This window comes from Microbacterium luteolum (assembly GCF_039533965.1).
Lineage (GTDB): Bacteria > Actinomycetota > Actinomycetes > Actinomycetales > Microbacteriaceae > Microbacterium > Microbacterium luteolum.
On record NZ_BAAAUN010000001.1, the window covers coordinates 3,341,307 to 3,364,694 of the forward strand.

Sequence of the window (23,388 nt, forward strand, 5' to 3'; positions counted from 1 at the left end):
ATCGGCGCCCCGTCAGAAGCTCGTGACGAGGTCCCCGAGGACCGCACTGACCTTCGTGGGATCGGTGGCGTCGTAGAAGTGCGCGCCCGTCGCCGAGGAGATGCTCTGCAACGTCGTCACGTCGGCGTCCGCGCCGTAGGCGAGCGTGAACACCAGCACGGGCGAGTGATGGTGCAGGCCGCCCAGATTCGCGAGCAGCGTCGGCTGGTCGACCGTCGGAACGGCGGTCTCGTTCGCGCCGTCGCTGAGCAGCACGATCGCGGTGATGCGGTCCGGGTCGTAGGTGGCCGCCTGCTGCTGCGTGTACTGATCGACCGCCGCGTACAGCGGCGTGAAGGTCTGCGGGGTCAGCGCGCCGATGGCGGCGACGAGGCTGTCCCGGTTGTCCGGGTAGTCGGCCACGGGGGCGATGAGCCCGGGTTGGATGGTCGCATCGCCGGCGGATGAGAATGCGGCGATGCCGACGTCGTCGCCCTCGGAGAAGTGGTCGAGGGCGGCGATGATCGCAGACTTGGCCGCATCGAGCTTCGTCTGCCCGCTCGGGATCACGTCGGACATGGACCCGGAGACGTCGAGCAGGAAGAGAACGGATGCCCGCTTTCGAACCTCCGGGAAAGACGTGTTCAGCGCCGCCATGGTCTCTCCCGAGGGGAAGAGCACGGCCTTCTCCGGCGATCCCTGCAGCTGTCCGACGTCCTGTACCTGCTGATCCAGGTCGTCATGGAGATCGCGGTAACCCGCCTCCCGAACGATCCGCTGGCCCTCGACCGTGCCCGTGAAACGGACGAAATCGGCAGCAGCGGCGGCCTCCGCCTCATCGACCCAATCTCCCTCGAGAACCGTGGCGGGGTTGTCGGCGACGTAGAACCCGTCCGAGGGGTAGATCGGGACGAGGAGCTCTTTCGGCGGCGTCCCCTGAGACCTCGTGACGCCGTCACGGCTCGTGATGCCGCGGTTGTAGTCCCAGACCGACTTCTCATCGACGATCACGGCCGAGAGGAAGTCCGCGGCGGAGCCCGACTCCTCCGCCTGGCGCGCATGCCAGAGGAAGTGCTCGGGTGTCGCCATGTAGTGGCTGGTCGCGAGTTCGTGCTCCTTCACCTGCTCGGTGATCTTCTCGTCCCTGAAGTCGGCGACTTCGGTGGTGCCCACTCCGTCTCCGGAGACGCCGAATGATGCGAGCATCGCCGCCTCGCCGGAGCTGGCGACCAACGGGCTGGTCTTCCCCAGTTTGAACGCGCCCCACTCCGGATGATCGAGATCCGCCCAGAGATCTTCGTCGCCGGCGGCTTCGAACACCTCGCTCCAACTGGGCGCCTTCGCATCCCACCCGATCGCTTCCGCGAGCGGAACGGGCATCGCCAGGATGATGTTCGACGATCCGACTGTCGTGGACTCGGACCCGAGGGCATCCGCCCCCTCCGACCGGGCGACGGACAGCCAGGACGACGCATCCGGGAGCCACACGAGGGGCCGCGCCTCGGGCGGCACGTCGGCGAACCCCGTCGCCGCGCGGGTCGCAGCGACGCCCGACTTGTCCTTCGATGCCGTCACCTCGACGCACGAACCACCGACGTCTCGCGGCTGCGCGTTGTATCCGGCAGCCAGGTTCGCCACCATCTCGGAGTTCTCGAACGATGCGAGCACGGGGACGGAGATGCAGGGGGCGGCACCGGCGACAGTGGCGGGTTCGTCCGCAGGGAACGGCACCTCGACCACGGGCGTCTCGGTCGGTGCCGACGTGGCTTCCGGGTTGCCGGCCTTCGACGCGATGGCGAATCCGAGGGAGCCGAGGGCGATCGACAGGACGGCTATGGCACCGCTCAGAGCCCAGACTGCGGGGTGGCGACCCGACCGCATCGTCTTCTCGCCAGGCATGTTCGACACGCGCGTCCCCCAGTTCCGTGCAGATCTCCCCAGATCTTTCGTGCTCACGAACCATAGCGAGGCCCCGTCCCAGAAGCAATATTCTGCTGCGTACTTCGAAGGGGATCCGACCTGCGCACTTCGGAAAGCGTCGCCGAGCTGTGCCGTTGATTCGGAATACCTCGACGTCAGAGGTTTTCTGCACGGAGTGCAGACACGAGCGCCTGTCTGGGATACCATTGGGTGACTCTCCGCACTAGCGGCACATGCCATCCCCAGTGGCGTCGAACTACAGCGTCCCCAGCGCTTCGACATCGCCGTTCGAGAGTCCGAGGGCCCTCTCGAGTACCCCAGTCCCCAATGTGGGACTCGAGAGGGCCCCAATCTTTTCCCCGGCCGGTCTCGACCTCGTCGGATGCCGCGCCCGGCGCCGCCGCCACGAATAGGCTGGGTGCATGGCAGCGAAGAAGGCGAAGGCCTCGAAGAAAAAGCCCGCACCGGAGGACTTCCGCTCCGATGCGCTGGCCCAGGCCCTCGAGAAGCAGGACGTCGCCGCGGTCGCCCTGGCCCTCCGCCACGGAACGACCGTCGTCCCACTGGTAGCGCCGGGCGCGAGGGACAACCCGCTCGACACCGGCGAGGTGTGGACCTACCGCGATGCGAAGACCGGGGACCTGGCTCTGCTGCTGTTCAGCGATGCCAAGAACAAGCCGGCCAACCTGCCGCCGGGAGTGGGCATCTACACCGCCGACTGGCTGCGCAAGTTCCTCGCCGCGCACCCGATCACCACGGTGTTCCTGGACATCGCCGGCCCCCACCCCATGCAGGCCGACCCGGTCGAGCTCCTCAAGGCGCTCGACGCTTAGGCCCAAGACCCCGGGGGCGGTCAGAACGGCGGGATATCGCGCTGATCCCGGGGCGAGCGGTCGCGCGCCTTGATGTCTTTCAGCGCCCCGACGAGCGTCTTCGAGCGGTCGTCGACGACCTGCTCGTAGCCGAGTCGTGACGCCTCGGATCGGCGCTGGGCGGCCTGCGTGACCGGACGGATCTCGCCGGCCAGGCTGAGTTCGCCCACGGCCGCGACCGTTCGCGGCACCGACGTGCGCTGCACGGATCCGGCGACGGCGATCGCGATCGCGAGGTCGGCGGCGGGCTCGGTGAAGCGCACTCCGCCGACGGTCGACACGTACACGTCGAGGTCGCTCGTCTTGATGTTGGCCCGTCGTTCGAGGATCGCGAGCACCATCGCCACGCGTGAGGAGTCGACGCCATGCACGATGCGCCGCGGGTTCGGCGCGTGCGACGGCACGGTGAGCGCCTGCACCTCGACGGGGAGCGCGCGCCGGCCCTCGAGCGAGATGGCGACGCAGGTGCCCTCTGCCGTCGACTGCGACAGGAACAGCCCGGACGGGTCGGGCACCTCGGAGATGCCGGCACCGGTCATCTCGAAGCAGCCCACCTCGTCGGTCGGGCCGAAGCGGTTCTTGAGCGCCCGGATGAAGCGGAGCGCGGTCTGCCGGTCGCCCTCGAAATGGCAGACGACGTCGACCAGGTGCTCGAGCACCCGGGGACCCGCGACCTGGCCGTCTTTCGTCACGTGGCCCACGATGATGATCGGGAGATCGCGATCCTTCGCCACCCGGATGAGCGTGGAGGCGACCTCGCGCACCTGGCTCGGCTGGCCCGCTGCGCCGTCGGTCAGCGAGGAGGAGACAGTCTGCACCGAGTCGACGATGACGAGCTGAGGCTTCACCTCGTCGATATGGCCGAGGATCGTCGCCAGGTCGGTCTCGCTCGCGAGGTAGAGCTCGTCATGCAGAGCGCGCGTGCGCTCGGCGCGCAGGCGCACCTGGCCCGGAGACTCCTCGGCGCTGGCGTAGAGCACGCGGCGTCCGGAGCGCGCGGCCTGTGCCGCCACCTCGAGCAGCAGCGTGGACTTGCCGACGCCCGGCTCTCCGCTGAGCAGGATCGCGGCGCCCGGGACGATGCCGCCGCCGAGCACGCGGTCGAACTCGCCGACGCCGCTCGTGCGACGCGGCGCATCCTGCGTGGTGATCTGCGTGATCGGCCGCGCCGTGCGCTCGGCCGTCGGAGCGAGGGCGGTGACCCGGCGCAGGATGCCGGTCGGCGCGGCCTGCTCCTGCACGGTTCCCCACTGCTGGCACTCGCCGCAGCGACCGACCCACTTCGCCGTCGTCCACCCGCATTCCGTGCAGACGTACGCCGGGGGAGCGGGTTTTCGGGTGGCCATGCAGCCAGGCTATCGCCGGCATCCGACATCCCTATCGCTCCGGACATTATTCACGGCCGAACCGCTCGATCCGCACGCTCGCCTCTGGGACCATGGAGGCATGCGCAACGGCGGGCCCGTCTGCGGGCCGATCTCGACCTACTCGCGGGTGCAGCTCCTGCACCTGCTCTTCGAGGCCGGGCGCGGGCAGAATCGGGCCGAGCTCACGATCGGCGAGCTGTGCGAGGCCACCGGCCTCCACGCCAACACGGTGCGCGAGCACCTGCAGCGGCTCATCGAGGGCGGGTACGTGATCCCGACGATCGAGCACCGCACCGTGCGCGGTCGTCCCCGGACCCTCTACCGGGCAGCGACCGGAGCGCCGGGAGCGTCCAGCCCGGTCGCCCGCGACAAGGCGAAGGCCGCCGCGCGCCGCGGCGACCTGATGCGACGGATGCTGCCAGCCGCGGCATCCGATCTGAGCCGGGAGGCCACCTACCAGCTCGACGCGCTCGTGGAGCACCTGGAGGAGAGCGGCTTCGAGCCCGTGGTCGACGACGTGCGGCTCACCGTCGACCTCAGCCCGTGCCCGCACGCGGCCGGCCGCCCCGAGGCGCGCCCCATGCTGTGCCAGGTGCACCTGGGCTTGATGCAGGGCGTGCTCAACGAAGCAGGCGGACCGCTCGTGGCCGACTGCGTGCGCGCGGCCGAGGGTCCCACCGACTGCACGGTGCAACTGATCGACAGAGTGCAGCTGATCGACAGAGTGCAGCTCACCGATCGAGCGCAGCTGATCGACACGACAGGAGTCGCGCATGGAATGGCTTGATCCGCTCGTCCTCTCCCGATGGCAGTTCGGGCTGACGACCGTCTACCACTACCTGTTCGTGCCCCTGACGATCGGCATGGCGCTGGTCGCCGCGATCTTCCAGACCGCATGGGTGCGCACCGCCAAGGTGCAGTACCTGCACCTGACGCGCTTCTTCGGCAAGATCTTCCTCATCAACTTCGCGATGGGCGTCGTCACCGGCATCGTGCAGGAGTTCCAGTTCGGCATGAACTGGTCGGACTACTCCCGCTTCGTCGGCGACGTGTTCGGCGCCCCGCTCGCCTTCGAGGGACTGCTCGCCTTCTTCTTCGAGGCCACCTTCATCGGGCTCTGGATCTTCGGCTGGGACAAGCTCCCGCAGAAGCTGCACCTCGCCACGATCTGGTGCGTGTCGATCGGCAGCATCCTCTCGGCGTACTTCATCATCGCCGCCAACGCGTTCATGCAGAACCCGGTGGGCTACGTCTTCAACCCCGAGACGAATCGCGCCGAGCTGACCGACTTCTGGGCGCTTCTCACGAACCCCGTCGCGCTCGCCGCATTCCCGCACACGATCTTCGGCGCGCTCATGTTCGCCGCGGGTGTCGTGATCTCGGTCTCGGCCTGGCACCTCGCGCGCGGCCAGCACTTCGACACCATGCGCATCTCGCTGAAGTTCGGGCTGTGGGCGATGATCTTCTCGACCGCGGGCGTCGTGCTCACGGGCGACCAGCTGGGTCTCGCGATGTACGCCGCGCAGCCGATGAAGATGGCGGCGGCCGAGGCGACCTTCAACACGGTCTGCGGACCCGACGCCTCCTTCAGCCTCTTCACGCTCGGCACGCCGGACGGCAGCTCGGAGCTGTTCTCCATCCGCGTGCCGTACCTCCTGTCCCTCCTGTCGACGCACACGCTCGACGCGTGCGTGCACGGCATCAACGACCTGAACGCCGAGTACAGCCAGACGTATGCCGACACGGGCATGACGGACTTCGCCCCCATCCTGTGGGTCACGTACTGGGCGTTCCGCTGGATGATCGGCCTGGGCATGGCCGCCGGCCTCGTCGCCGTGATCGGCCTGTGGCTCACCCGCAAGAGCGCGAAGAAGCCCCCGACGCAGTGGATGTGGAAGCTCGCGATCTGGTCGTTCCCGCTCGCTCTCGCCGCCAACATCATGGGCTGGGTCTTCACCGAGATGGGCAGGCAGCCCTGGATCGTGTTCGGGTTGATGACCACGCAGGACGGCGTCTCGCCCGGTGTCTCCGGGGTCGAGGTGCTGATCTCCCTCATCGCCTTCACCGCGATCTACGCGGCGTTGGCCGTGGTCGAGATCCGTCTCATCATCCGGGCTGCGCAGAAGGGGCCCGACACCGAAGAGCAACCCCACGACGAGACGGCCCAGCTGCCGTCGGTCGTCTACTGAGAGGAAGGAGCATCATGGATCTCGCAACGCTCTGGTTCTTCATCGTCGCCTTCCTCTTCGTCGGCTACTTCGTGCTCGACGGGTTCGACTTCGGGGTGGGGATGTCGCTTCCGTTCCTCGGCCGGAACGACGTGTCGCGCCGCCAGGTCATCAACACGATCGGACCGATCTGGGACCTCAACGAGACCTGGGTCATCGTCGCCGGTGCCTGCCTGTTCGCGTCGTTCCCGGAGTGGTACGCCACACTGTTCAGTGGCTTCTACCTTCCGCTGCTGCTCATCCTGCTCGCCTTGATCCTGCGCGGTGTCTCGTTCGAGTACCGGCACCAGCGCGAGAGTGCGGCGTGGAAGCGCGGCTTCGACCGGATGATCGTGATCGGCTCGGCCGTGCCCGCGTTCCTCTGGGGCGTCGCCTTCGGCAATATCGTGCAGGGCGTCGCGATCGATGCGGACCACATCTACGTGGGCGGATTCTTCGCCCTCCTCAACCCCTACTCGCTGCTGGTCGGCCTCACGACGCTGCTGGTGTTCTTCCTGCACGGTGTGCTGTTCGTGGCGCTGAAGACCGACGGGCAGGTTCATGAGGATGCGCGGCGCCTCGCCAAGATCGCGGCCGTGCCGACGATCCTCGTGGCAGCCGGCACCGTGCTCTGGACCATCGGGATCGCCGCGGGCCGGGAGGCTCCGCTGCTCTGGCTGGTCGTCGCTGCGGGGGTGCTCGCCGCCGTCAGCCTGATCGCCGCGGTGCTCTTCTCGCTCCGCGGACGCGACGGCCGGGCCTTCACCGCGGGAGCCGCGACCGTGCTGTTCGCCGTGGTCATGCTGTTCTTCGCACTGTTCCCGTTCGTGATGCCCTCGACGATCGACCCCGCGTACAGCCTGACCATCGCGAATGCCTCGAGCACGCCGTATACGCTGCAGATCATGAGCTGGACCGCGCTGATCGCCCTGCCGCTGGTCATCGCGTACCAGACCTGGACCTACTGGATCTTCCGCAAGCGCGTCACGCGCTCGTCGATCGAGGCGGCGCCGGCACACGCATGAAACCCGTCGATCCGCGACTGCTGCGGTACGCGGGTGCCGCGAGGGGGTTCCTCGCGGCATCCGCGCTGATCGGCGTGGTCCAGACCGCCGTGACGGTCGCGTTCGCCTGGCTGCTGACGGATGCCGTGACCGGCGCGCTCGCGGGACGGGATGTCTCGTCCTCTCTGCTCTGGCTGCTGGCGGCCGCGCTGCTGCGCGGCATCCTGATCGCGGCGTCGGATGCCGCGGGGACGCGCGCCGCCGCGAAGACCGGGATGCAGCTGCGGTCGGCGCTCATCGCGGCCGTCGGTCGCCTGGGGCCGGGGTGGCTGGCGCAGCGGAACCAGACCGCCCTCGCGGTGACCGCCGGGCACGGGCTCGAGGCGCTCGACGCGTACTTCGCGCGGTACATCCCGCAGCTCGTGCTCACGGTGATCGCGACGCCCGTGATCGTCGCCGTGATGTGGTGGCAGGACTGGCCGAGCGGACTGACCGCGATCATCACGCTGCCGCTGATCCCGCTGTTCCTGATCCTCATCGGCATCGCGACGCGCACCGTGCAGCAACGGCAGTGGCAGACACTGCAGCGGTTGGCCGCCCGCTTCGCCGACACGGTGCAGGGACTCTCGACGCTGCGGCTGTTCGGCCGCGACCGGCGCGCCGCGGACCGCATCGAGGAGACCGCCGACGAGTACCGCCGCGAGACCATGAAGGTGCTGCGGTTCTCGTTCCTGTCGGGCTTCGCGATGGAGCTGCTCGCCTCGCTCGCGGTGGCGCTGATCGCGGTGGCCGTCGGGTTCCGGCTGCTGTCCGGCGACCTCTCGCTGGAGGTCGGGCTGTTCGTGCTGCTGCTCGCCCCCGAGGCGTTCCTGCCGATCCGGCAGGTCGGTGTGCAGTTCCACGCCGCGGCCGAGGGGGTCGCGGCGACCGAGGACGTGTTCGACGTGCTGGATCAGGCGGGGGCCGCAACGGAGTCCGCCCGATCGTTGGGCGAGGGAGCTTGCGACCGAGACGAAACGCCTGGAACGACGCGCAACCGCGACGGAGAGCGTTTCGTCTCGCTGCGCTCGCTCAACGACCGGTCGCTCAACGACCGGTCGCTCGTCGTCGCCGACCTCCGGGTGCGTGACCTTCCGCCCGTCTCGTTCACAGCCGAACCCGGCACGATCACGCTGCTCGAGGGGCCGAGCGGTGCGGGGAAGTCGAGCCTGCTGGCTGCCCTGCGAGGTGCGGCGGAGTTCGACGGCACCGCCGACTTCGCCGGCCACGATGTGCGCGACCTCCCGCCGAGCGTATGGCTGGCCTGGGCCGGGCAGAGGCCAGGGCTGCTGCGCGGCACAGTCGGTGCGAACGTCGCTCTGGGCGATCCGGCGCCCGATGCCGACGGTATCCGCTCTGCTCTGAACACCGCATGCGCGGACGCGATCGATGCCGAGCGGATGCTCGGCGTGCAGGGCAGCGGCCTCTCGGGCGGGCAGGCGCAGCGCGTCGCGGTCGCCCGCGCGCTGTACCGGCATGCTGCCGCTCCCGGGCGGGTGCTGGCGCTCGACGAACCTTCGAGCGCGCTCGATCCTGAGACCGAGGAGCGGCTCTGGCGGTCCCTGCGGGAGCGCGCGGATGCCGGGGCGACGATCCTGCTCGTCTCGCATCGCCGGTCGGCCCGGGACATCGCCGATCAGGTCATCGCGCTGGGGGTGAGCGCATGACCCTTCGACAAGCTCAGGGACCCACGGGGGAGCCGCAGGGACCCACGGCAAAGGACCTGGGATCCCGCGCAGCGCGGGTCCGCGGCATCCTGCGTCTCGCGCAGCCGCCGATCGCGCGGTTCCTTCCCGGACTGATCTGGGGCGTGCTCTCGGCCACTGCCGCGGTCAGCCTGCTCGCCGTCAGCGGTTGGCTCATCGTGAGCGCGTCGATCGTCGATTCGCTCGTGCCGCTGTCGATCGCGGTCGTCGGGGTGCGGTTCTTCGCGGTGTCGCGCGCGGTGACCCGGTACCTCGAGCGGCTGAGTGGGCACGACGCGGCCTTGCGGCAGCTCGCGACGACCCGCGCCGACATGGTGCGCCGCCTCATCCCGCTGTCTCCGGCGGGACTCGGCTCGACCGATCGCGGCCGGGTGCTCGCCGCGCTCGTCGACGACGTCGAGAATCTGCAGAACCTGCCGCTGCGTGTGGTGCAGCCGCTCGCGGTCGCGGGGGTCGTCGCGCTCGGCGCCGTGGGGTTCATCGCGTTCGTCTCTCCGCCGGCCGCGCTGACGCTGGCCGTGTGCCTGCTCGTCGCCGCCGCGGCATCCATCGGTCTGGGGTGGGTGTTCGGATCGCGTGCCGAGGCACTCGTCTCCGCCCGGCGCGCTGATCTCTCCGCCGCCCTCGTCGACTACTTCGGCAGCCTCGACGTGCTCCTGGCGTACGGCGCCGAGGAGCAGGCTCGAGAGCGCGTGCGCGAGGCGGATGCCGTGCTCCGGCGCCTGGTCGCGCGCGCCTCGCTCGCCCAGGCGATAGCCGCCGGGGTGGTGTCGGCGGTCGCCGGTGCCGCGTCGGTGTGGGCGCTCGCCGCGGCGGCTCCGGGCCTCGCGACCCGAGCGATCGATGGGCCGTGGCTGGCGGTGGCCGTGCTCGTGCCGATGGTGGTGTTCGAGATCTTCGGGGCGGTGCCGATCGCCGCGGCATCCTGGCGGAGCGTGCGGTCGAGCGCCGAGCGCATCGTCGACGTGCTGCCCGATCGGATGCCGGCGGAGTTGCGGACGGATGACGGCGAGGATGCCGAGATCGCGGGCACCCCCGCCTTGCGGCTGCGCGGCGTGCGGGCGAACTGGCCGGGCGGGACGGCCGCGCTCGCCGGCATCGACCTCGATCTGCGTCCGGGCGAGCGGGTGCTCGTCGCGGGGCCGAGCGGTGCGGGCAAGAGCTCCCTCGCTGCGGTGCTGGTGGGCTTCCTCCGGGCCGAGGGTGACTACCGGATCGGCGAGCGGGAGGCCGCTGCGCTGTCGGGTCCGGCGCTGCGACGGACGATCGGGCTGTGCGAGCAGAGTCCTCAGCTGTTCGACGAGGACATCCGTCAGAATCTCTTGTTCGCGCGCGACACCGCGACCGATGAGGAACTGCGCGAGGTGCTGGATCGCGTCGGCCTGGGGGAGTGGGTGCGCGAGCGCGGCGGTCTGGATGCCCGGGTCGGTGACCGCGGCGCCCTCGTCTCCGGCGGACAGGCCCAGCGCATCGCCCTCGCCCGGGCGCTGCTGCGCGGCTTCCCGGTGCTGGTGCTCGACGAGCCGACTGCGGGCGTCGATCCGGATGCCTCCGACGCTCTGCTGCGCGACCTGCTCGCCGCCGCCGGTGACCAGTCCGTGCTGTTGATCTCGCATGTCGCACCGCCGGCGGGGACGGTCGATCGCGTCGTGCGGCTGGAGAACGGGCGGACCGTCTGAGGCCGACGGGTCAGGCGGACTCGGCGCCGTCAGCTGTACAGCGGCGTCGGCGGCTCCATGACGATGCCCTGCGCCTCGAACGCCTTGCGGCGCTCCTCGATGCGGCGGTGCAGCTCGACCTGCGCGTCGTCGACGAACTGCGCGTCGAGGTCGACGGTCGTCGGGCGCGGGTCTCCGTGATGCGCTGCGATGTAGGCGTCGAGCTCGGGGCCGCTCGTCCATGAGGCGATGAGCGCGTAGCGCGGAGCCGTGCCGCGATGCCAGACCGCGTGCCAGAAGCGCTGCGTGTCGACGATGATCCGCGACCCGGCGCGCAGCGGAAGTCGCACCTCGGTCGCTGGATCGAAGCGGTCGGAGCGGAGGATCAGCATCGACTCCGTGTCGTCGGTGAGGTTGAAGAACCCTCGCACGACCCAGCCGGTGCCCTCGTCGTTGAGGCGGTTGTTGTCGTCCTGGTGCAGGTTGTAGATCGCGTCGGCGTACTCGTTCGGCTGCAGCTCGATGACCCGGCAGCGCCCGATGCCCGCGCCCGGTTCGAGCGCCCGCTGCTGCAGCGTCGGCGCGGTCGCGACCTGGGTCGAGACCCAGACACCGTCCTTGTCGGTACGCGGAGGAGTGTGGTTCCAGAAGCCGTTGCAGTCGACGTCGCCGGCGTAGCTCGTGAGCGGAGCGAACCGCGTGATGCCCGAGGAGCGCCAGCGCACGTACTCGAGATCGAGCCATTCGGCGGGGTCGATCTCGGCGGGGTGATCGTCGAGGACGACGTAGCCGCTCTCGGCCAACGCCTCGGACGTGATGAAGCCCATCGGTCGCATCCTTCCCTCGGGGTGCTTAGGCCATCCTAACTCGCACGGGTTCCCGGCGCTCGGAGGGCCGCCGTCGAAAAGACCGTTCGACTCGCGCCGATATTCTGGAGGGATGACTCAGCCGCAGGGTGCCCTCCTCGTGGGCAGTGTGAACTACGACGATGCCGAGACCACGATGCGCACGGCCGCAGACCTGCTCGGCTCGCGCCTCCGGCGCCTCCCCGACGGCGAGGTCGGCAAGCGATTCCACTGGATCATGTTCCAGCCCGACGTCCTCGGCCAAGCCGAGGGGATCGAACGCGTCGGCGACCAGCCCATCCCGTTCCCGGCCGGCATCGACGCGCGAGGCCTGCGCATCGCGGAAGGAGCGGATGCCGCCGCGATCGAGCTCCCGGCCCTCGGGTACGCCTCGGCGGCGATCGAGTCGTACGCGGTGTTCACCCGTCTGCGCGAAGAAGGAGCCGTGCCGGCCGGCATCCGCTTCCAGGTCTCGCTGCCGACGCCGCTCGCCGTGATCTCCTCGTTCTTCGGCGGCGACGACCGCGCGGCGATCGAGCCCGTGTACACCGCGGCCATCCTTCGGGAGCTCGACGACATCCTCGTCGCGATTCCGCACGGCGACCTCGCGGTGCAGTGGGACGTGGCGAGCGAGATGGGCATCATCGAGCGCGCGTCGGGCTACGGGGCGGTCATGGAGGCCTGGTGGCCGGGTGACCCGTTCGACGGCCTCGTCGCGCGGCTGGCCGCGCTCGTCGACGCCGTGCCGGCGGACGTCGAGGTCGGCGTGCACCTCTGCTACGGCGACGCGGGGGAGAAGCACTTCTTCGAGCCCACGGATGCCGCGAACCTCGTCCGCTACGCGAACGCCGTGGTCGCGGCATCCGCTCGTCCGCTCACATGGCTCCACCTGCCGGTGCCGATCGCGCGTGACGACGAGGGCTACTTCGCGCCGCTCACTTCGCTCGTGCCCGTCTCAGAGCTTTATCTGGGACTCGTGCACCGCGAGGACGGAGCCGAGGGCGCAGCGCGACGGATCGCCGCCGCTGCGCCGTTCGCGCCGGAGTTCGGCGTCGCGACCGAATGCGGCATCGGCCGGGCGCCGGCCGGGTCGACCGAGGGCATCCTCCGCACCCATGCCGAGGTCGCCGCGGCCTGGTGATGCACGCGCGCATGCGCGGATTCGCGCGCCGGGCCGGTCTCGCGTAAGCTGTTCTGCGGTGACGTGTCCGAGCGGCCGAAGGTGCAACTCTCGAAAAGTTGTGTAGGGTAACCCCCTACCGTGGGTTCAAATCCCACCGTCACCGCCATGGAAACCCCCTCCTCGTGAGGGGGTTTTTCCGCGCCGGGGCTCCGGGCGCGGCGAATCCGGGGTCTTCGAGCCCGGGCCGGTCACTCCTTCGCCCGCCGCCTGATCATCCACGCGATCGTCGCCACGAGGATGCCGAGGAACAGCCCGCCGCTGATGCCGAAGCCGACCCCTATGGGTTCGACGAACATCCCGACCACCACCCCGACGAACATGCCGGCCAGCACACCGATCACGATGTACTTCGTCATGCCCGCATCAGCCGCCCCTGGTTCGCTCATGCCCCCAGTGTGCACGACCGCTCCTCAGCGCACCACGGGCGCCGAAGGGATCTCTGTGATGACGTCGACGAGAGCTCCGGAGGAGGCGCAGATCACGATGGGCTGTGGCTAGCAGATCTGCAGCGGTCCGCAAGGCCCTGTGGTCTCCATTCGGGAATTCATAGTGTGGATCGATGGACACACGCCATCACGCCCTCACCGTCGTTCCTGCCGGCTTGGTCGTTCTCGCCTGCGTGATCACCGGCTGCGCTTCGAGCGAAGCGCCCGAACCCGTGGCATCGGAATCGACATCCGCACCGTCGACATCCGCACCGACGCCGTCGGCGACATCATCCTCTCCGGCGGGGGGATTCGCCTATCCCGATACGGCAGACCCCGCTCAGGTCGCCATCCATCTCAAGTACGGAGAGGGCAGCGATCCGTCGGGCGAGATCATCGGCGGGCCCGCTGTGCTCGTCGCGGATCGACAGTTCACGGTCGAGGGGCAGTGCGAGGGGAACCGCGTCGGATTCGAAGTGGTCACCGCCGATGCCGAGAAGCGGGTACTCGTCGACGGTGGCTTCCGCTGCGACGATCCGCCGACCGGCCAGTTCTCGTACCGTTTGCCGTACGCAGGCGTCGTCCAGGTGAACCTCGTGGATGCTGATGACGCCGACCGGGCATGGGTGCGCGTCGTCCAGCCCTGATCCTCGATCCCTGCCCCTGCTCGACGCACCGGAGATCGCCCAGGCAGCGAGGGCCACGTCTTCTCACCCGAGCAGCGTCACACCGAATCCTGCGACGACCGCTCTCAGCTCGGACAGATAGCGCTGCGCCTGCTCGGTGAGCGGTATCGCGGAGTGGGCGATCCAGCCGATCTCGATGCGTTCGTCGACGTCGAGCGGGATCGCGACGATCTCGGGGTCGAGGTCGTCGCTGATGATGCCTGTCGAGATGGTGTAGCCGTCGAGCCCGATCATGAGGTTGAAGATGGTCGCGCGGTCGGAGACCCGGATCTCCTGCGGGCTGGAGAGGGTGGAGAGGATCTCCTCGGCGAAGTAGAAGGAGTTGTTCGCGCCCTGGTCGAAGGTGAGTCGCGGCACGTCGGCGAGGTCGTCGAGGGTCACGCGGTCTCGGGCGGCGAGGGGGTTCTTGCGGGAGATGAAGATGTGCGGCTCGGCGACGAAGAGTGGGCGGAACGCGAGCCCGGAGTCCCGGAGCAGCTTGTCGATGACGTTCCGGTTGAAGTCGTTGCGGTAGAGGATCCCCAGCTCGCTGCGCAGAGTGCGGACGTCTTCGATGATGTCCCACGTGCGCGTCTCGCGCAGGGAGAACTCGTACTCGGTCGCCGAGCTCGCCTTCACCATCCGGACCAGTGCGTCGACAGCGAACGAGTAGTGCTGCGTCGACACCCCGAGCAGGCGTCGTGACGGCGGTCGGTCGAGGTAGCGCTGTTCGAGGAGCGCGACCTGCTCGACGACCTGCCTCGCGTATCCGAGGAACTCCACGCCGTCCGTGGTGAGGGTCACGCCTCGGGCGGAGCGGAGGAGGAGGACGCGCCCCACCCGGCTCTCGAGGTCTTTCATCGCCGCGGACATGGTGGGCTGGGCGACGTAGAGCAGGTCGGCGGCGGCACTGATCGAACCCTCCGCCGCGACCTCGATGTAGTAGGTGAGCTGCTGGAGGGTGATGCCGCTGGACCGCTTTGCCATAGCTGAAGACTATGGCATGCCATAGTCACAGGACATTTCTCGATAGGAGCACTCAGGCCGCACCATGGAGGGAACCCACTTCGCAAGGCCGAGCCCGGCCGATCAGCTCCCCGATTGGCACCTCATGGCACACGACTTCCTCTTCCGCATCACGACGACCCGCTTCGACGAGGACTATTCGCCGTCCGACAGTTCCCGGATCACGACGAACTTCGCCAATCTGGCGCGGGGCGAGCATCGTCAGGAGAACCTCCGCAACGCGCTGACGATGATCGACCGGCGGTTCAACGATCTGGCGGACTGGGACAACCCGAACCGGAACCGCTACACCCTCGAACTCGAGATCATCTCCGTCGCGGTGCAGTTCGCCGCAGAGGGCGAGGACCAGGAGTTCCCTCTGCTCGAGGTTCTGGACATCCGCATCGTCGACCGTCTCACCGGAAAGCGCAGCCAGGGGATCGTCGGGAACAACTTCTCGTCCTACGTCCGCGACTTCGATTTCAGCGTCCGGCTGCCGGCAGCCAGTGAAGCCGCGGGCGGGTTCACCGTTCCCGCGGACTTCGGCGACCTGCACGGCAAGCTCTTCCAGCACTTCCTCGACTCGGACACCTACCAGGAGCGCTTCTCGGTGTCGCCGGTGATCTGCATCAGCGTCTCGACGAGCAAGGTCTACCGTCGCACCGAGAATCACCACCCGATCCTCGGTGTCGAGTACGAGCAGAAGGATCCCTCGCTGACCGACGAGTACTTCGGGAAGATGGGGCTCTCGGTTCGCTACTTCATGCCGCGCGGCAGCGTCGCGCCGCTGGCGTTCTACTTCCGCGGCGATCTGCTCGGCGACTACACGAACCTCCAGCTCATCGGCACGATCAGCACGATGGAGACGTTCCAGAAGATCTACCGACCGGAGATCTACAACGCGAACTCGGCCGCCGCGAGCGTCTACCAGCCGACCCTCGACCAGCAGGACTACTCGGTGACGAAGATCGCTTACGACCGCGACGAGCGCAGCCGGCTCGCGGCCGAGCAGGGGAAGTATGCCGACGAGCACCTCATGAAGCCGCACGGCGACCTCCTCGAGCGGTGGGCCGCCGGCTCCCTCGTTCCTGTCGGATGACCAACGGAGAATCACCGATCATGAACACGCTTCTTCCCACGTCGATCGTCGGCAGCCTGCCCAAACCGTCCTGGCTGGCTTCGCCCGAGACCCTCTGGGCTCCGTGGAAACTGGAGGGTGATGCCCTGGTCGAGGGCACCCAGGATGCGCTGCGTCTCACCGTCGAGGAGCAGCGTCAGGCGGGCCTCGACATCATCAGCGACGGCGAGCAGTCGCGGCAGCACTTCGTCACCACCTTCATCGAGCATCTCTCCGGAGTCGATTTCGACCAGCGCGAGACCGTCCGGATCCGCGACCGGTACGACGCCAGCGTGCCGACGGTCGTCGGCGCCGTGAGCCGCGAGAAGCCCGTGTTCGTCGAAGACGCGAAGTTCCTCCGCCAGCAGACCGATCAGCCCATCAAATGGGCGCTGCCCGGTCCGATGACGATGATCGACACGCTCTATGACCGCCACTACAAGAGCCGCGAGAAGCTGGCCTGGGAGTTCGCGACGATCCTCAATCAGGAGGCGAAGGAGCTCGAGGCCGCCGGGGTCGACATCATCCAGTTCGATGAACCCGCCTTCAACGTCTTCTTCGACGATGTGCAGGACTGGGGGGTGGCGGTGCTGGAGCGGGCTGCCGAAGGGCTGCGCGCGGAAACCGTGGTGCACATCTGTTACGGCTACGGCATCAAGGCGAACACCGATTGGAAGGCGACCCTCGGGGCGGAGTGGCGCCAGTACGAGAAGTCCTTCCCGCTGCTCCAGAGCTCGAGCATCGACACCATCTCGCTGGAGAGCCACCACTCGCACGTGCCCCTGGATCTCATCGAGCTCATCCGAGGCAAGAAGGTGATGCTCGGGGCCATAGACGTGGCCAGCCAGACGATCGAGACCCCGGAGGAGGTCGCCGACACCCTCCGGGACGCGCTCCGTTTCGTCGACGCCGACAAGCTCATCCCGAGCACGAACTGCGGCTTGGCGCCGTTGCCACGCGACGTCGCGCGCGGGAAGCTGCGAGCGCTCAGCGCCGGTGCCGCCCTGCTTCGCGACGAGCTCGCCGCCGCGCAGCTCTGACCTGCGTTCGCGAACCGTCCGCACACCTCCGCGGTAACCTCCTCTTATGACCCCGACGCCGCTGCCGACTGCGAAGTCGAGCAGCATGGGTCGCGGTCTGGACGTGCTCGCCGCACTCACGACCTGCCTTCGCGAGGGGCGCAAGGCAACGGTCGTCGAGATCGCACGATCGCTCGATCGCGAGCGTTCCCAGGTGTCGCGCTCGCTCGCGGCCTACGAAGCGTCAGGGCTCGTGGTCAGAGCGGAGGACCGCTCGTTCACGCTCGCCTGGGGGTGGTACGCGGCGGCTCAGGATCTCGTGTCCAAGCGCATCGCCGCACACGGTCTCGCCGTGCTGGAGGATCTCTCCTCTCTTCTCGGCGAAGCGACGTTCCTCAGCGTGCTCCAGGGGGACGCGACCCTCACGACGCTCGAGAGCCTGCCTTCCGGATCGCGCATGATCGGCTCCTGGATCGGCCGCGCGTATCCGGCGTACTGCAGCGACGCCGGACGCGCCGCGCTGTGGGACGCCTCGGCGGAAGAGGTGCGTGCGATCTTCGCCGCGACGGACTTCTCCCGACAGGGGCCGAACACGCCGAGCTCGGTCGACGACTTCCTCGACCGGCTCGACGCGGACAGGCGGCGAGGATTCGCCGTCGTGGATCAGGAAGCCGAGCCGGGCCTCTACTCGGTGGCCGCGCCCGTGTGGGACTTCCGGGGCGAGGTCGTCGGTGCCGTGCAGGTCGTGGGAACCCGCGATTCGCTCCACCCGCGGACCGCCGAGTGCGGAGCCGCGTGTGCGGCCGCGGCAGCGGACCTGTCGCGACAGCTCGGAGCTCCGGCTTCCCCGACGATCTCGGGTTAGAGGGCGTCGGCGGCAGTCGTCAGCTCTCGAGCGAAGTGCGTGAGCAGAGCGCGGGTCTCGCGCGTCGCGCCCTTCGGGCGATGCCGACCGCGCACCGCGAGCGACGCGATCACCTCGCCTCCGCGCCGGATCGGCAGAGCGAACTCGTCGATGCCCTCGTCATACTCCTCGGATGCCGAGATCAGACCGTCGGCGCGATCGCGTGCCAGTAGCCCGCGCACATCCTCGATCGAACGCCCCGCTGTCGGCCCGCCGACGCCGATGAACTGGACGTTCTCGAGAAGGGCCTCGAGCTGTTCGGCGCTGTGGTCCCAGAGCAGCGCCCGTCCCGCGCCGGTGCACCAGATCGGCGTCACCAGTCCTTCGCGGACCGATCTGTCCGATCCGTCGGCCGACCGCTCGAAGCGCAGCAGGACACCTCGTGGGCCGTCGGCGACCGTGACCAGCGCGTTCACCCCGAGCTGGGAGGCGAGGGCGCGCAGGGCGGTCCGAGATGCGCGCAGCCATGCCACGTTGAGCGCGGCAGCCGTGTGGAAGAACTCGGGTCCGGCCGAGAAGCGGGCGTCATCGTCTCTGCGGAGGAAGTCTCGCGCCCGCAGTTCCTGGGTGAGCCGGGACACCCTGCTGCGCTCGATGTCGGTGTGCTCGGCGAGACGAGACGCGTTCAGCCCGGGTCGTGCGCGGCGTTCCTGTTCGATCGCCGCGTCGAGAAGGCTCAGTCCCTGTGCGAGCGAGGATGACGCCACCGGCCGACCTCCCCTGGGTACGCGATCACGCTCATCCTATCCGGCGGCCCGCACGCCCTTGCGTCCGTGGCGCCACCAGAAGTAGAGGTAGCACGCTCCGACGAAGGGGATGCCGAAGTAGAGCGCGGCCACCTGATTCGGGTCGAACGCGATCGCGACGATCGAGATGAGCAGAAGCGAGAACGCGACGATCGGCAGCGCCGGGTAGAGCGGCGTCCGGTAGGCGAGGTCCTGCACGCGACCGCCTTCGCGGAGGAACTTCCGGCGATGGAAGAACTGCGAGGCGACGATCGACATCCACACGGCCACCACGGCGAATCCGGCGATCGACACGAGCACCAGGTAGACGGTGCCGGCGGCGATCACGCTGGTGAGCAGTGAGACGAGTCCGATCAGGATGCTGACGCTGAGGGCGATGAGCGGCACACCGCGGCGCGTGAGGCGCGTGAACGCCTTCGGTGCATGACCTTCCTCGGCGAGAGAGAACAGCATGCGCGCGCACGAGAAGAGTCCGCTGTTGCCCGCCGAGAGGAGAGCGGTGATGATCACGAAGTTCATGATGTCGGCGGCGAACGGCACCCCCACGTACTGGAAGACATCCACGAACGGGCTGCTGGTGACGCTGGCCTTCTCGTACGGGAGGATCGCCGCGATGACCGCGATCGCGCCGACGAAGAGCACGACGAGACGCAGCACCGTCGAGCGCAGAGCCCGCGGGATGTTCTTCGCCGGGTCCTTCGTCTCGCCAGCGGCGACGCCGATCAGCTCGGACCCGCTGAACGCGTAGAAGACGGCGAGAGCCGTGACGATCACACCGCTGAAGCCGTTCGGGAACAGGCCGCCGGGAGTATCGAAGTTGGAGAGCAGGACGGCGGGCGGATGCTCGGCCGACAGCGGCGTGAAGCCGAAGATCGCCGCGCCGCCGAGCACGATGAGCCCGACGATCGCGACGACCTTGACCAGCGAGAACCAGAACTCCGCCTCACCGAACACGCGAGCCGAGATCGCGTTGAGCATGAACAGCACCGAGGCGAAGATCAGGCACCAGGCCCACACCGGCACCCCGGGGAACCAGCGCTGCATGAGGATGCCGGATGCCGTGAACTCCGACCCCAGGGCGACGACCCAGCAGAGCCAGTAGAGCCAGGCGGTGGTGAAGCCCGTCGCGGGGCCGATCGACCGCGACGCATAGATGTGGAAGGCCCCCGAGACGGGGTAGGCGACGGCCAGCTCACCCAGGCATGCCATGACGAGGTAGACGACGAACGCGCCGATCAGGTACGCGACGATCGCGCCGAGCGGACCCGCCTGCGAGATCGTGTACCCGGAGCTCAGGAAGAGGCCCGATCCGATCACCCCGCCGAGCGCGATCATGATCAGGTGGCGAGCGTCCATGGTGCGCTGGAGTCGACGCAGCGGCACCTGGGTGGCCGTGGTGTTCGGCAGGACGTTGGGGAGGGGCTTCGCGCCGGGAAGAGGCGTCATCGGAACTCTCAATCGGGTGTGTATGTGCATCATATTCACATCTATGTGCCAATGACGCATTCTGGAGTGATCTGCCGGGGACACTATCCCCTCCGGGATCAGGACCGCAAGAGGGCATCGTCGGAAGAGGCCACGCAGTCCGGACTGCGGACGATCCGGCCGAGGCACTGACAATCCGTCAGCTCTCGCTGCCGTTCTGCCAGGCGCACACGGACACCGACCGTGCCGAGGATGGACAGGTGTCAGCGCGGCGATGCCGGCGACAGCCCACGGAAGAAGGAGAACCCCGGTGACTCACCACGACCTCGCCCTCATCGGCTTCGGAGGCGTCAATCGCGCCCTCGCCGAGATCATCCGCGATCGGGGCGATGACCTCGCCGCCGACCTCGGCTTCGGCCTGCGGGTCGTCGCGATCACCGACCTCCGACTCGGATCGCTCATGCAGAGCGACGGCATCGACCTCGACGCCGTGCTCGCCATGACCGGCGCGGACACCTTCGCCGGGATGCCCGGCGGCGATGCGCAGCCTCGCAACGAGTACGTCATCCGCCACACCACCGCCGATGTCGTGGTCGAGGCCACTTTCACGAACCCGGTCGACGGCGAACCCGCGATCTCGCACGTCCGCGCAGCCCTCGAGAGCGGCAAGAGCGTCACCACCACGAACAAGGGACCTGTCGCACTCGCGAGCGCCGAGCTCAACCGCCTCGCCGCGGCGAACGGAGCCCGGTTCGAATACGAGGGATCCGTGATGAGCGGCACTCCGGTGCTGCGACTCGCGCAGCAGACTCTCCGGGGGCTCCGCATCACCGGCATCCAGGGGATCCTCAACGGCACGAGCAACTTCGTCCTCGGTCAGATGGAATCCGGCAAGTCGCTCGAGGAGGCCGTCGCCGAGGCGCAGGCACTCGGCTACGCCGAGGCCGACCCCACGGCCGACATCGAGGGGTCCGACGTGCAGCTGAAGGTCGTGATCCTCGCCAACGAACTGCTCGGCGCGGAGATCACGACCGCCGACGTGTCCCGCGTCGGCATCAGCGGGATCACTGCCACCGACGTGATCGCGGCAGCGGCGGCCGGCGAGCACTGGAAGCTCATCGGCACGGTCGAACGCGACGAGGCCGGAGCGGTGACGGCATCCGTCCAGCCGCTGTCGCTGGCCGCCGATCACCCGCTCGCGGGCATCTCCGGCGCGACCAACGCGATCGCCTTCACGACCGATCTGCTCGGCACCGTCACGATGTCGGGCCCCGGTGCTGGACGCCTCGAGACCGCCTATGCACTGCTCTCGGACATCATCGCGATCGACGACCACCAGGCGACGCTCGCCGGGGCGCTCCGGTGAGCGCGCCCGCTGTGGAGGCCCCGGTGGCGCCGGCATCCCTTCTCGATGTGCTCGACCCGTACAACGGGGAGGTCATCGCCCGCCTCGAACAACACTCGGTCGACGACGTCGACGCCATCATGTCGCGCGCACGGCTCGGCGCGACGCTCTCCCGCGATCTGTCCCGTTTCGAGCGGCACCGGATCCTGGACCGCGCGGCTCGGATCCTCGAGGGTCGAGCGGAAGAGGCTGCGACACTCATCGTTCGCGAGGCGGGGAAGACCATCACCCAGGCGCGCAAGGAGGTGCGGCGGGCGGTGACGACGATCTCGCTGTCGGCCGAGACCGCGCGGGCGTACGACGGCGAGGTCATCCCCTTCGACGCGTACGAAGGGTCCGCGAACCGACGTGGCTGGTACACGCGGGAGCCGCTCGGAGTGATCCTCGCGATCACGCCGTACAACGATGCGCTCAACCTCGTGGCGCACAAGCTCGGCCCGGCGATCGCCGGGGGAAACGGAGTGATCCTCAAGCCGTCGCAGTTCACTCCGCTCACGGCGCGATTCCTCGTCGACGTGCTGCTCGAGGCGGGCCTGCCCGATGAGATCATCACGATCGTCCACGGGGATCGGCACGTCGCGCAGGCTCTCGTGGCGGTGCGCGACATCCGCATGGTGTCGTTCACCGGAGGTTTCGCGACCGGTGAGGCGATCGCCCGCACGGCGGGCCTCAAGAAGCTCGCGATGGAGCTCGGAGGCAACGCCCCGGTGCTGGTCTTCGCGGATGCCGACATCGCCGCGGCGGTGGAGGCGTGCGTGTCCGGTGCCTTCTGGGCGGCAGGTCAGAACTGCGTCGGTGCGCAGCGCATCCTCATCGAGCGCGCCGTGTACGCCGAGTTCCGCGACCGCTTCGCGGCTCGCACCTCCACGCTTCGCGCCGGGGATCCCGTCAACCCGGCGACCGATGTCGGCCCGATGATCTCGGTCGCGGCGGCGACGCAGGCGGAGCGGGTGGTCGACGACGCGGTGCAGTCGGGTGCGCGGGTGCTCGCCGGGCATCGGCGAGAGGGTGCGGTGTACTGGCCGACGGCTCTCGAGAACGTCGCGCTCACCTGCGAGGTCTGGAGCGAGGAGGCGTTCGCGCCTGTCGTCGTGCTGAGCCCGTTCGACACCGAGGAGCAGGCGGTGGCCGAGGCCAACAGCATCGACTACGCCCTCCACGCCGCAGCGTTCACATCGGACATCACCCGTGCGCTGCGAGTGGCCGAGGCGCTCGACGCCGGCGGCGTGATGATCAACGACTCCTCCGACTACCGCATCGACAGCATGCCGTTCGGCGGATCGAAGTACGGGAGCATGGGGCGCGAGGGAGTGCGCTTCGCCTACGAGGAGATGACGCAGCCCAAGGTCACCTGCATCACCACATGAAGTCTCCTCACGGCGGGGCGGGGGTCCGTGGGGGATGCCCCGCCCCTCCGTGAGGTCATGCCCGGTCGATCACCCGCGTCAGCGAAACCGCCGTCACGGTGTTCGCGACGCCGGGCACGGCGGCGAGCAGCTCCCAGATCTCGCCGATCCGGTCCATCGACTCGGCCTCCAGCGTCACGAGCAGATCGAAGTCGCCCGAGAGGACGTCGCACCTGCGCACCTCGGGAATCCGGGCGATCTCGGTGACCACGCCGCCGCCGCGCATCCGATCGCTGCGGTAGACCAGCACGATGGCGGACACGGGGGAAGCGCCTGCGCGTCCGGGGACGACGCTGTAGCCGCCGATCACGCCCTGCCTCTCCATGCGCTCCATCCGCTGTTTCACGGCGTTCCGCGACAGATGCACCTGGGAGGCGAGGGATACCAGAGGGACGCGGGCGTCCTCGGTGAGCGCCGCGAGGATCTGGCGATCGATCTGATCGAGATGAAGCCGCTCCATCGAGACCTCCTGAGACAGTGCACGTACTGTG

General features: G+C 68.7%; 21 protein-coding genes and 1 tRNA gene. 14 read left to right on the top strand and 8 right to left on the bottom strand.

Translation table 11 applies throughout. From position 1 onward, the window contains the following. Positions 1–12 precede the first annotated feature (12 nt). A complete protein-coding gene (locus ABD648_RS16130; protein ID WP_282217444.1) occupies positions 13–1,878 on the bottom strand; it encodes a vWA domain-containing protein in 1,866 nt (621 codons plus the stop codon). Positions 1,879–2,321: 443 nt separating this feature from the next. Between ABD648_RS16130 and ABD648_RS16135 the strand changes: the two genes are divergently transcribed. Further along, positions 2,322–2,732 (top strand): dehydrogenase, encoded by a 411-nt coding sequence (locus tag ABD648_RS16135; protein WP_282215978.1) that lies wholly within the window; start codon positions 2,322–2,324, stop codon positions 2,730–2,732. 20 nt (positions 2,733–2,752) lie between these two features. Here ABD648_RS16135 and radA read toward each other — a convergent pair whose 3' ends face one another. Beyond that, on the bottom strand, positions 2,753–4,117 hold the full coding sequence (gene radA, locus ABD648_RS16140; RefSeq protein ID WP_282215979.1) for a DNA repair protein RadA: 1,365 nt from the start codon (positions 4,115–4,117) through the stop codon (positions 2,753–2,755). 100 nt (positions 4,118–4,217) lie between these two features. Here radA and ABD648_RS16145 point away from each other — a divergent pair, with 100 nt between their 5' ends. From ABD648_RS16145 to cydC, 5 genes are read left to right on the top strand one after another with little or no spacing between them, the layout of a single operon-like run. Then, the gene (locus ABD648_RS16145; RefSeq protein WP_282215980.1) at positions 4,218–4,925 is read left to right on the top strand and encodes a helix-turn-helix transcriptional regulator; all 708 of its coding nucleotides are present in this window, start codon (positions 4,218–4,220) and stop codon (positions 4,923–4,925) included. Then, the gene (locus ABD648_RS16150; protein WP_282215981.1) at positions 4,912–6,327 is read left to right on the top strand and encodes a cytochrome ubiquinol oxidase subunit I; all 1,416 of its coding nucleotides are present in this window, start codon (positions 4,912–4,914) and stop codon (positions 6,325–6,327) included. Before ABD648_RS16145 ends, ABD648_RS16150 begins: the two co-directional genes overlap by 14 nt. 14 nt (positions 6,328–6,341) lie before the next feature. Continuing rightward, positions 6,342–7,370, top strand: coding sequence for a cytochrome d ubiquinol oxidase subunit II (cydB, locus tag ABD648_RS16155; RefSeq protein ID WP_282215982.1), 1,029 nt, complete (start codon positions 6,342–6,344; stop codon positions 7,368–7,370). Further along, complete coding sequence (gene cydD / locus ABD648_RS16160) at positions 7,367–9,055, top strand: thiol reductant ABC exporter subunit CydD (protein WP_282215983.1); 1,689 nt, start codon at positions 7,367–7,369, stop codon at positions 9,053–9,055. The genes cydB and cydD overlap by 4 nt, the downstream gene beginning before the upstream one ends. Next, positions 9,052–10,773 (top strand): thiol reductant ABC exporter subunit CydC, encoded by a 1,722-nt coding sequence (cydC, locus tag ABD648_RS16165; protein ID WP_282215984.1) that lies wholly within the window; start codon positions 9,052–9,054, stop codon positions 10,771–10,773. The genes cydD and cydC overlap by 4 nt, the downstream gene beginning before the upstream one ends. 29 nt (positions 10,774–10,802) lie before the next feature. Here the strand turns inward: cydC and ABD648_RS16170 are convergent, their stop codons facing one another. Then, positions 10,803–11,579, bottom strand: coding sequence for a hypothetical protein (locus ABD648_RS16170; protein ID WP_282215985.1), 777 nt, complete (start codon positions 11,577–11,579; stop codon positions 10,803–10,805). A 112-nt stretch (positions 11,580–11,691) separates the two neighbouring features. Between ABD648_RS16170 and ABD648_RS16175 the strand changes: the two genes are divergently transcribed. Together ABD648_RS16175 and ABD648_RS16180 are read left to right on the top strand one after the other, a co-directional pair. Then, positions 11,692–12,738 (top strand): hypothetical protein, encoded by a 1,047-nt coding sequence (locus tag ABD648_RS16175; RefSeq protein WP_282215986.1) that lies wholly within the window; start codon positions 11,692–11,694, stop codon positions 12,736–12,738. A 57-nt stretch (positions 12,739–12,795) separates the two neighbouring features. Then, positions 12,796–12,886: transfer RNA gene (locus ABD648_RS16180), tRNA-Ser, on the top strand. Positions 12,887–12,968: 82 nt separating this feature from the next. On the opposite strand, the gene ABD648_RS16185 is transcribed toward ABD648_RS16180, so the two are convergent. Next, complete coding sequence (locus tag ABD648_RS16185; RefSeq protein WP_282215987.1) at positions 12,969–13,166, bottom strand: hypothetical protein; 198 nt, start codon at positions 13,164–13,166, stop codon at positions 12,969–12,971. Positions 13,167–13,339: 173 nt separating this feature from the next. Between ABD648_RS16185 and ABD648_RS16190 the strand changes: the two genes are divergently transcribed. Beyond that, positions 13,340–13,852: a hypothetical protein gene (locus ABD648_RS16190; RefSeq protein WP_282215988.1), complete on the top strand. Its 513-nt coding sequence runs from the start codon at positions 13,340–13,342 to the stop codon at positions 13,850–13,852. 63 nt (positions 13,853–13,915) lie between these two features. Here ABD648_RS16190 and ABD648_RS16195 read toward each other — a convergent pair whose 3' ends face one another. Next, on the bottom strand, positions 13,916–14,857 hold the full coding sequence (locus ABD648_RS16195) for a LysR family transcriptional regulator (protein WP_282215989.1): 942 nt from the start codon (positions 14,855–14,857) through the stop codon (positions 13,916–13,918). Positions 14,858–14,981: 124 nt separating this feature from the next. Between ABD648_RS16195 and ABD648_RS16200 the strand changes: the two genes are divergently transcribed. The 3 genes from ABD648_RS16200 to ABD648_RS16210 are packed head-to-tail and all read left to right on the top strand — an operon-like array spanning position 14,982 to position 17,876. Further along, on the top strand, positions 14,982–15,974 hold the full coding sequence (locus ABD648_RS16200; protein ID WP_282215990.1) for a DUF1852 domain-containing protein: 993 nt from the start codon (positions 14,982–14,984) through the stop codon (positions 15,972–15,974). Positions 15,975–15,994: 20 nt separating this feature from the next. After that, the gene (locus ABD648_RS16205) at positions 15,995–17,032 is read left to right on the top strand and encodes a methionine synthase (RefSeq protein ID WP_282215991.1); all 1,038 of its coding nucleotides are present in this window, start codon (positions 15,995–15,997) and stop codon (positions 17,030–17,032) included. 46 nt (positions 17,033–17,078) lie between these two features. Then, positions 17,079–17,876, top strand: a complete 798-nt coding sequence (locus tag ABD648_RS16210) for an IclR family transcriptional regulator (RefSeq protein WP_282215992.1) — start codon at positions 17,079–17,081, stop codon at positions 17,874–17,876. Here ABD648_RS16210 and ABD648_RS16215 read toward each other — a convergent pair. Together ABD648_RS16215 and ABD648_RS16220 are read right to left on the bottom strand one after the other, a co-directional pair. Further along, entirely contained in the window at positions 17,873–18,622 is a 750-nt protein-coding gene (locus tag ABD648_RS16215) for an IclR family transcriptional regulator (RefSeq protein ID WP_282215993.1), read from the bottom strand. The two genes, ABD648_RS16210 and ABD648_RS16215, sit on opposite strands and share 4 nt — an antisense overlap. A gap of 36 nt (positions 18,623–18,658) precedes the next feature. Continuing rightward, positions 18,659–20,107 carry an amino acid permease gene (locus ABD648_RS16220; protein ID WP_282215994.1) on the bottom strand — a complete coding sequence of 483 codons (1,449 nt, stop codon included), beginning with the start codon at positions 20,105–20,107 and terminating at the stop codon, positions 18,659–18,661. A gap of 289 nt (positions 20,108–20,396) precedes the next feature. Between ABD648_RS16220 and ABD648_RS16225 the strand changes: the two genes are divergently transcribed. Further along, positions 20,397–21,452: a homoserine dehydrogenase gene (locus tag ABD648_RS16225; RefSeq protein ID WP_282215995.1), complete on the top strand. Its 1,056-nt coding sequence runs from the start codon at positions 20,397–20,399 to the stop codon at positions 21,450–21,452. Beyond that, a complete protein-coding gene (locus ABD648_RS16230) occupies positions 21,449–22,858 on the top strand; it encodes an aldehyde dehydrogenase family protein (RefSeq protein WP_282215996.1) in 1,410 nt (469 codons plus the stop codon). Before ABD648_RS16225 ends, ABD648_RS16230 begins: the two co-directional genes overlap by 4 nt. 55 nt (positions 22,859–22,913) lie before the next feature. On the opposite strand, the gene ABD648_RS16235 is transcribed toward ABD648_RS16230, so the two are convergent. Next, positions 22,914–23,357 (bottom strand): Lrp/AsnC family transcriptional regulator, encoded by a 444-nt coding sequence (locus tag ABD648_RS16235; protein ID WP_282215997.1) that lies wholly within the window; start codon positions 23,355–23,357, stop codon positions 22,914–22,916. Between the last annotated feature and the right edge of the window lie 31 nt (positions 23,358–23,388).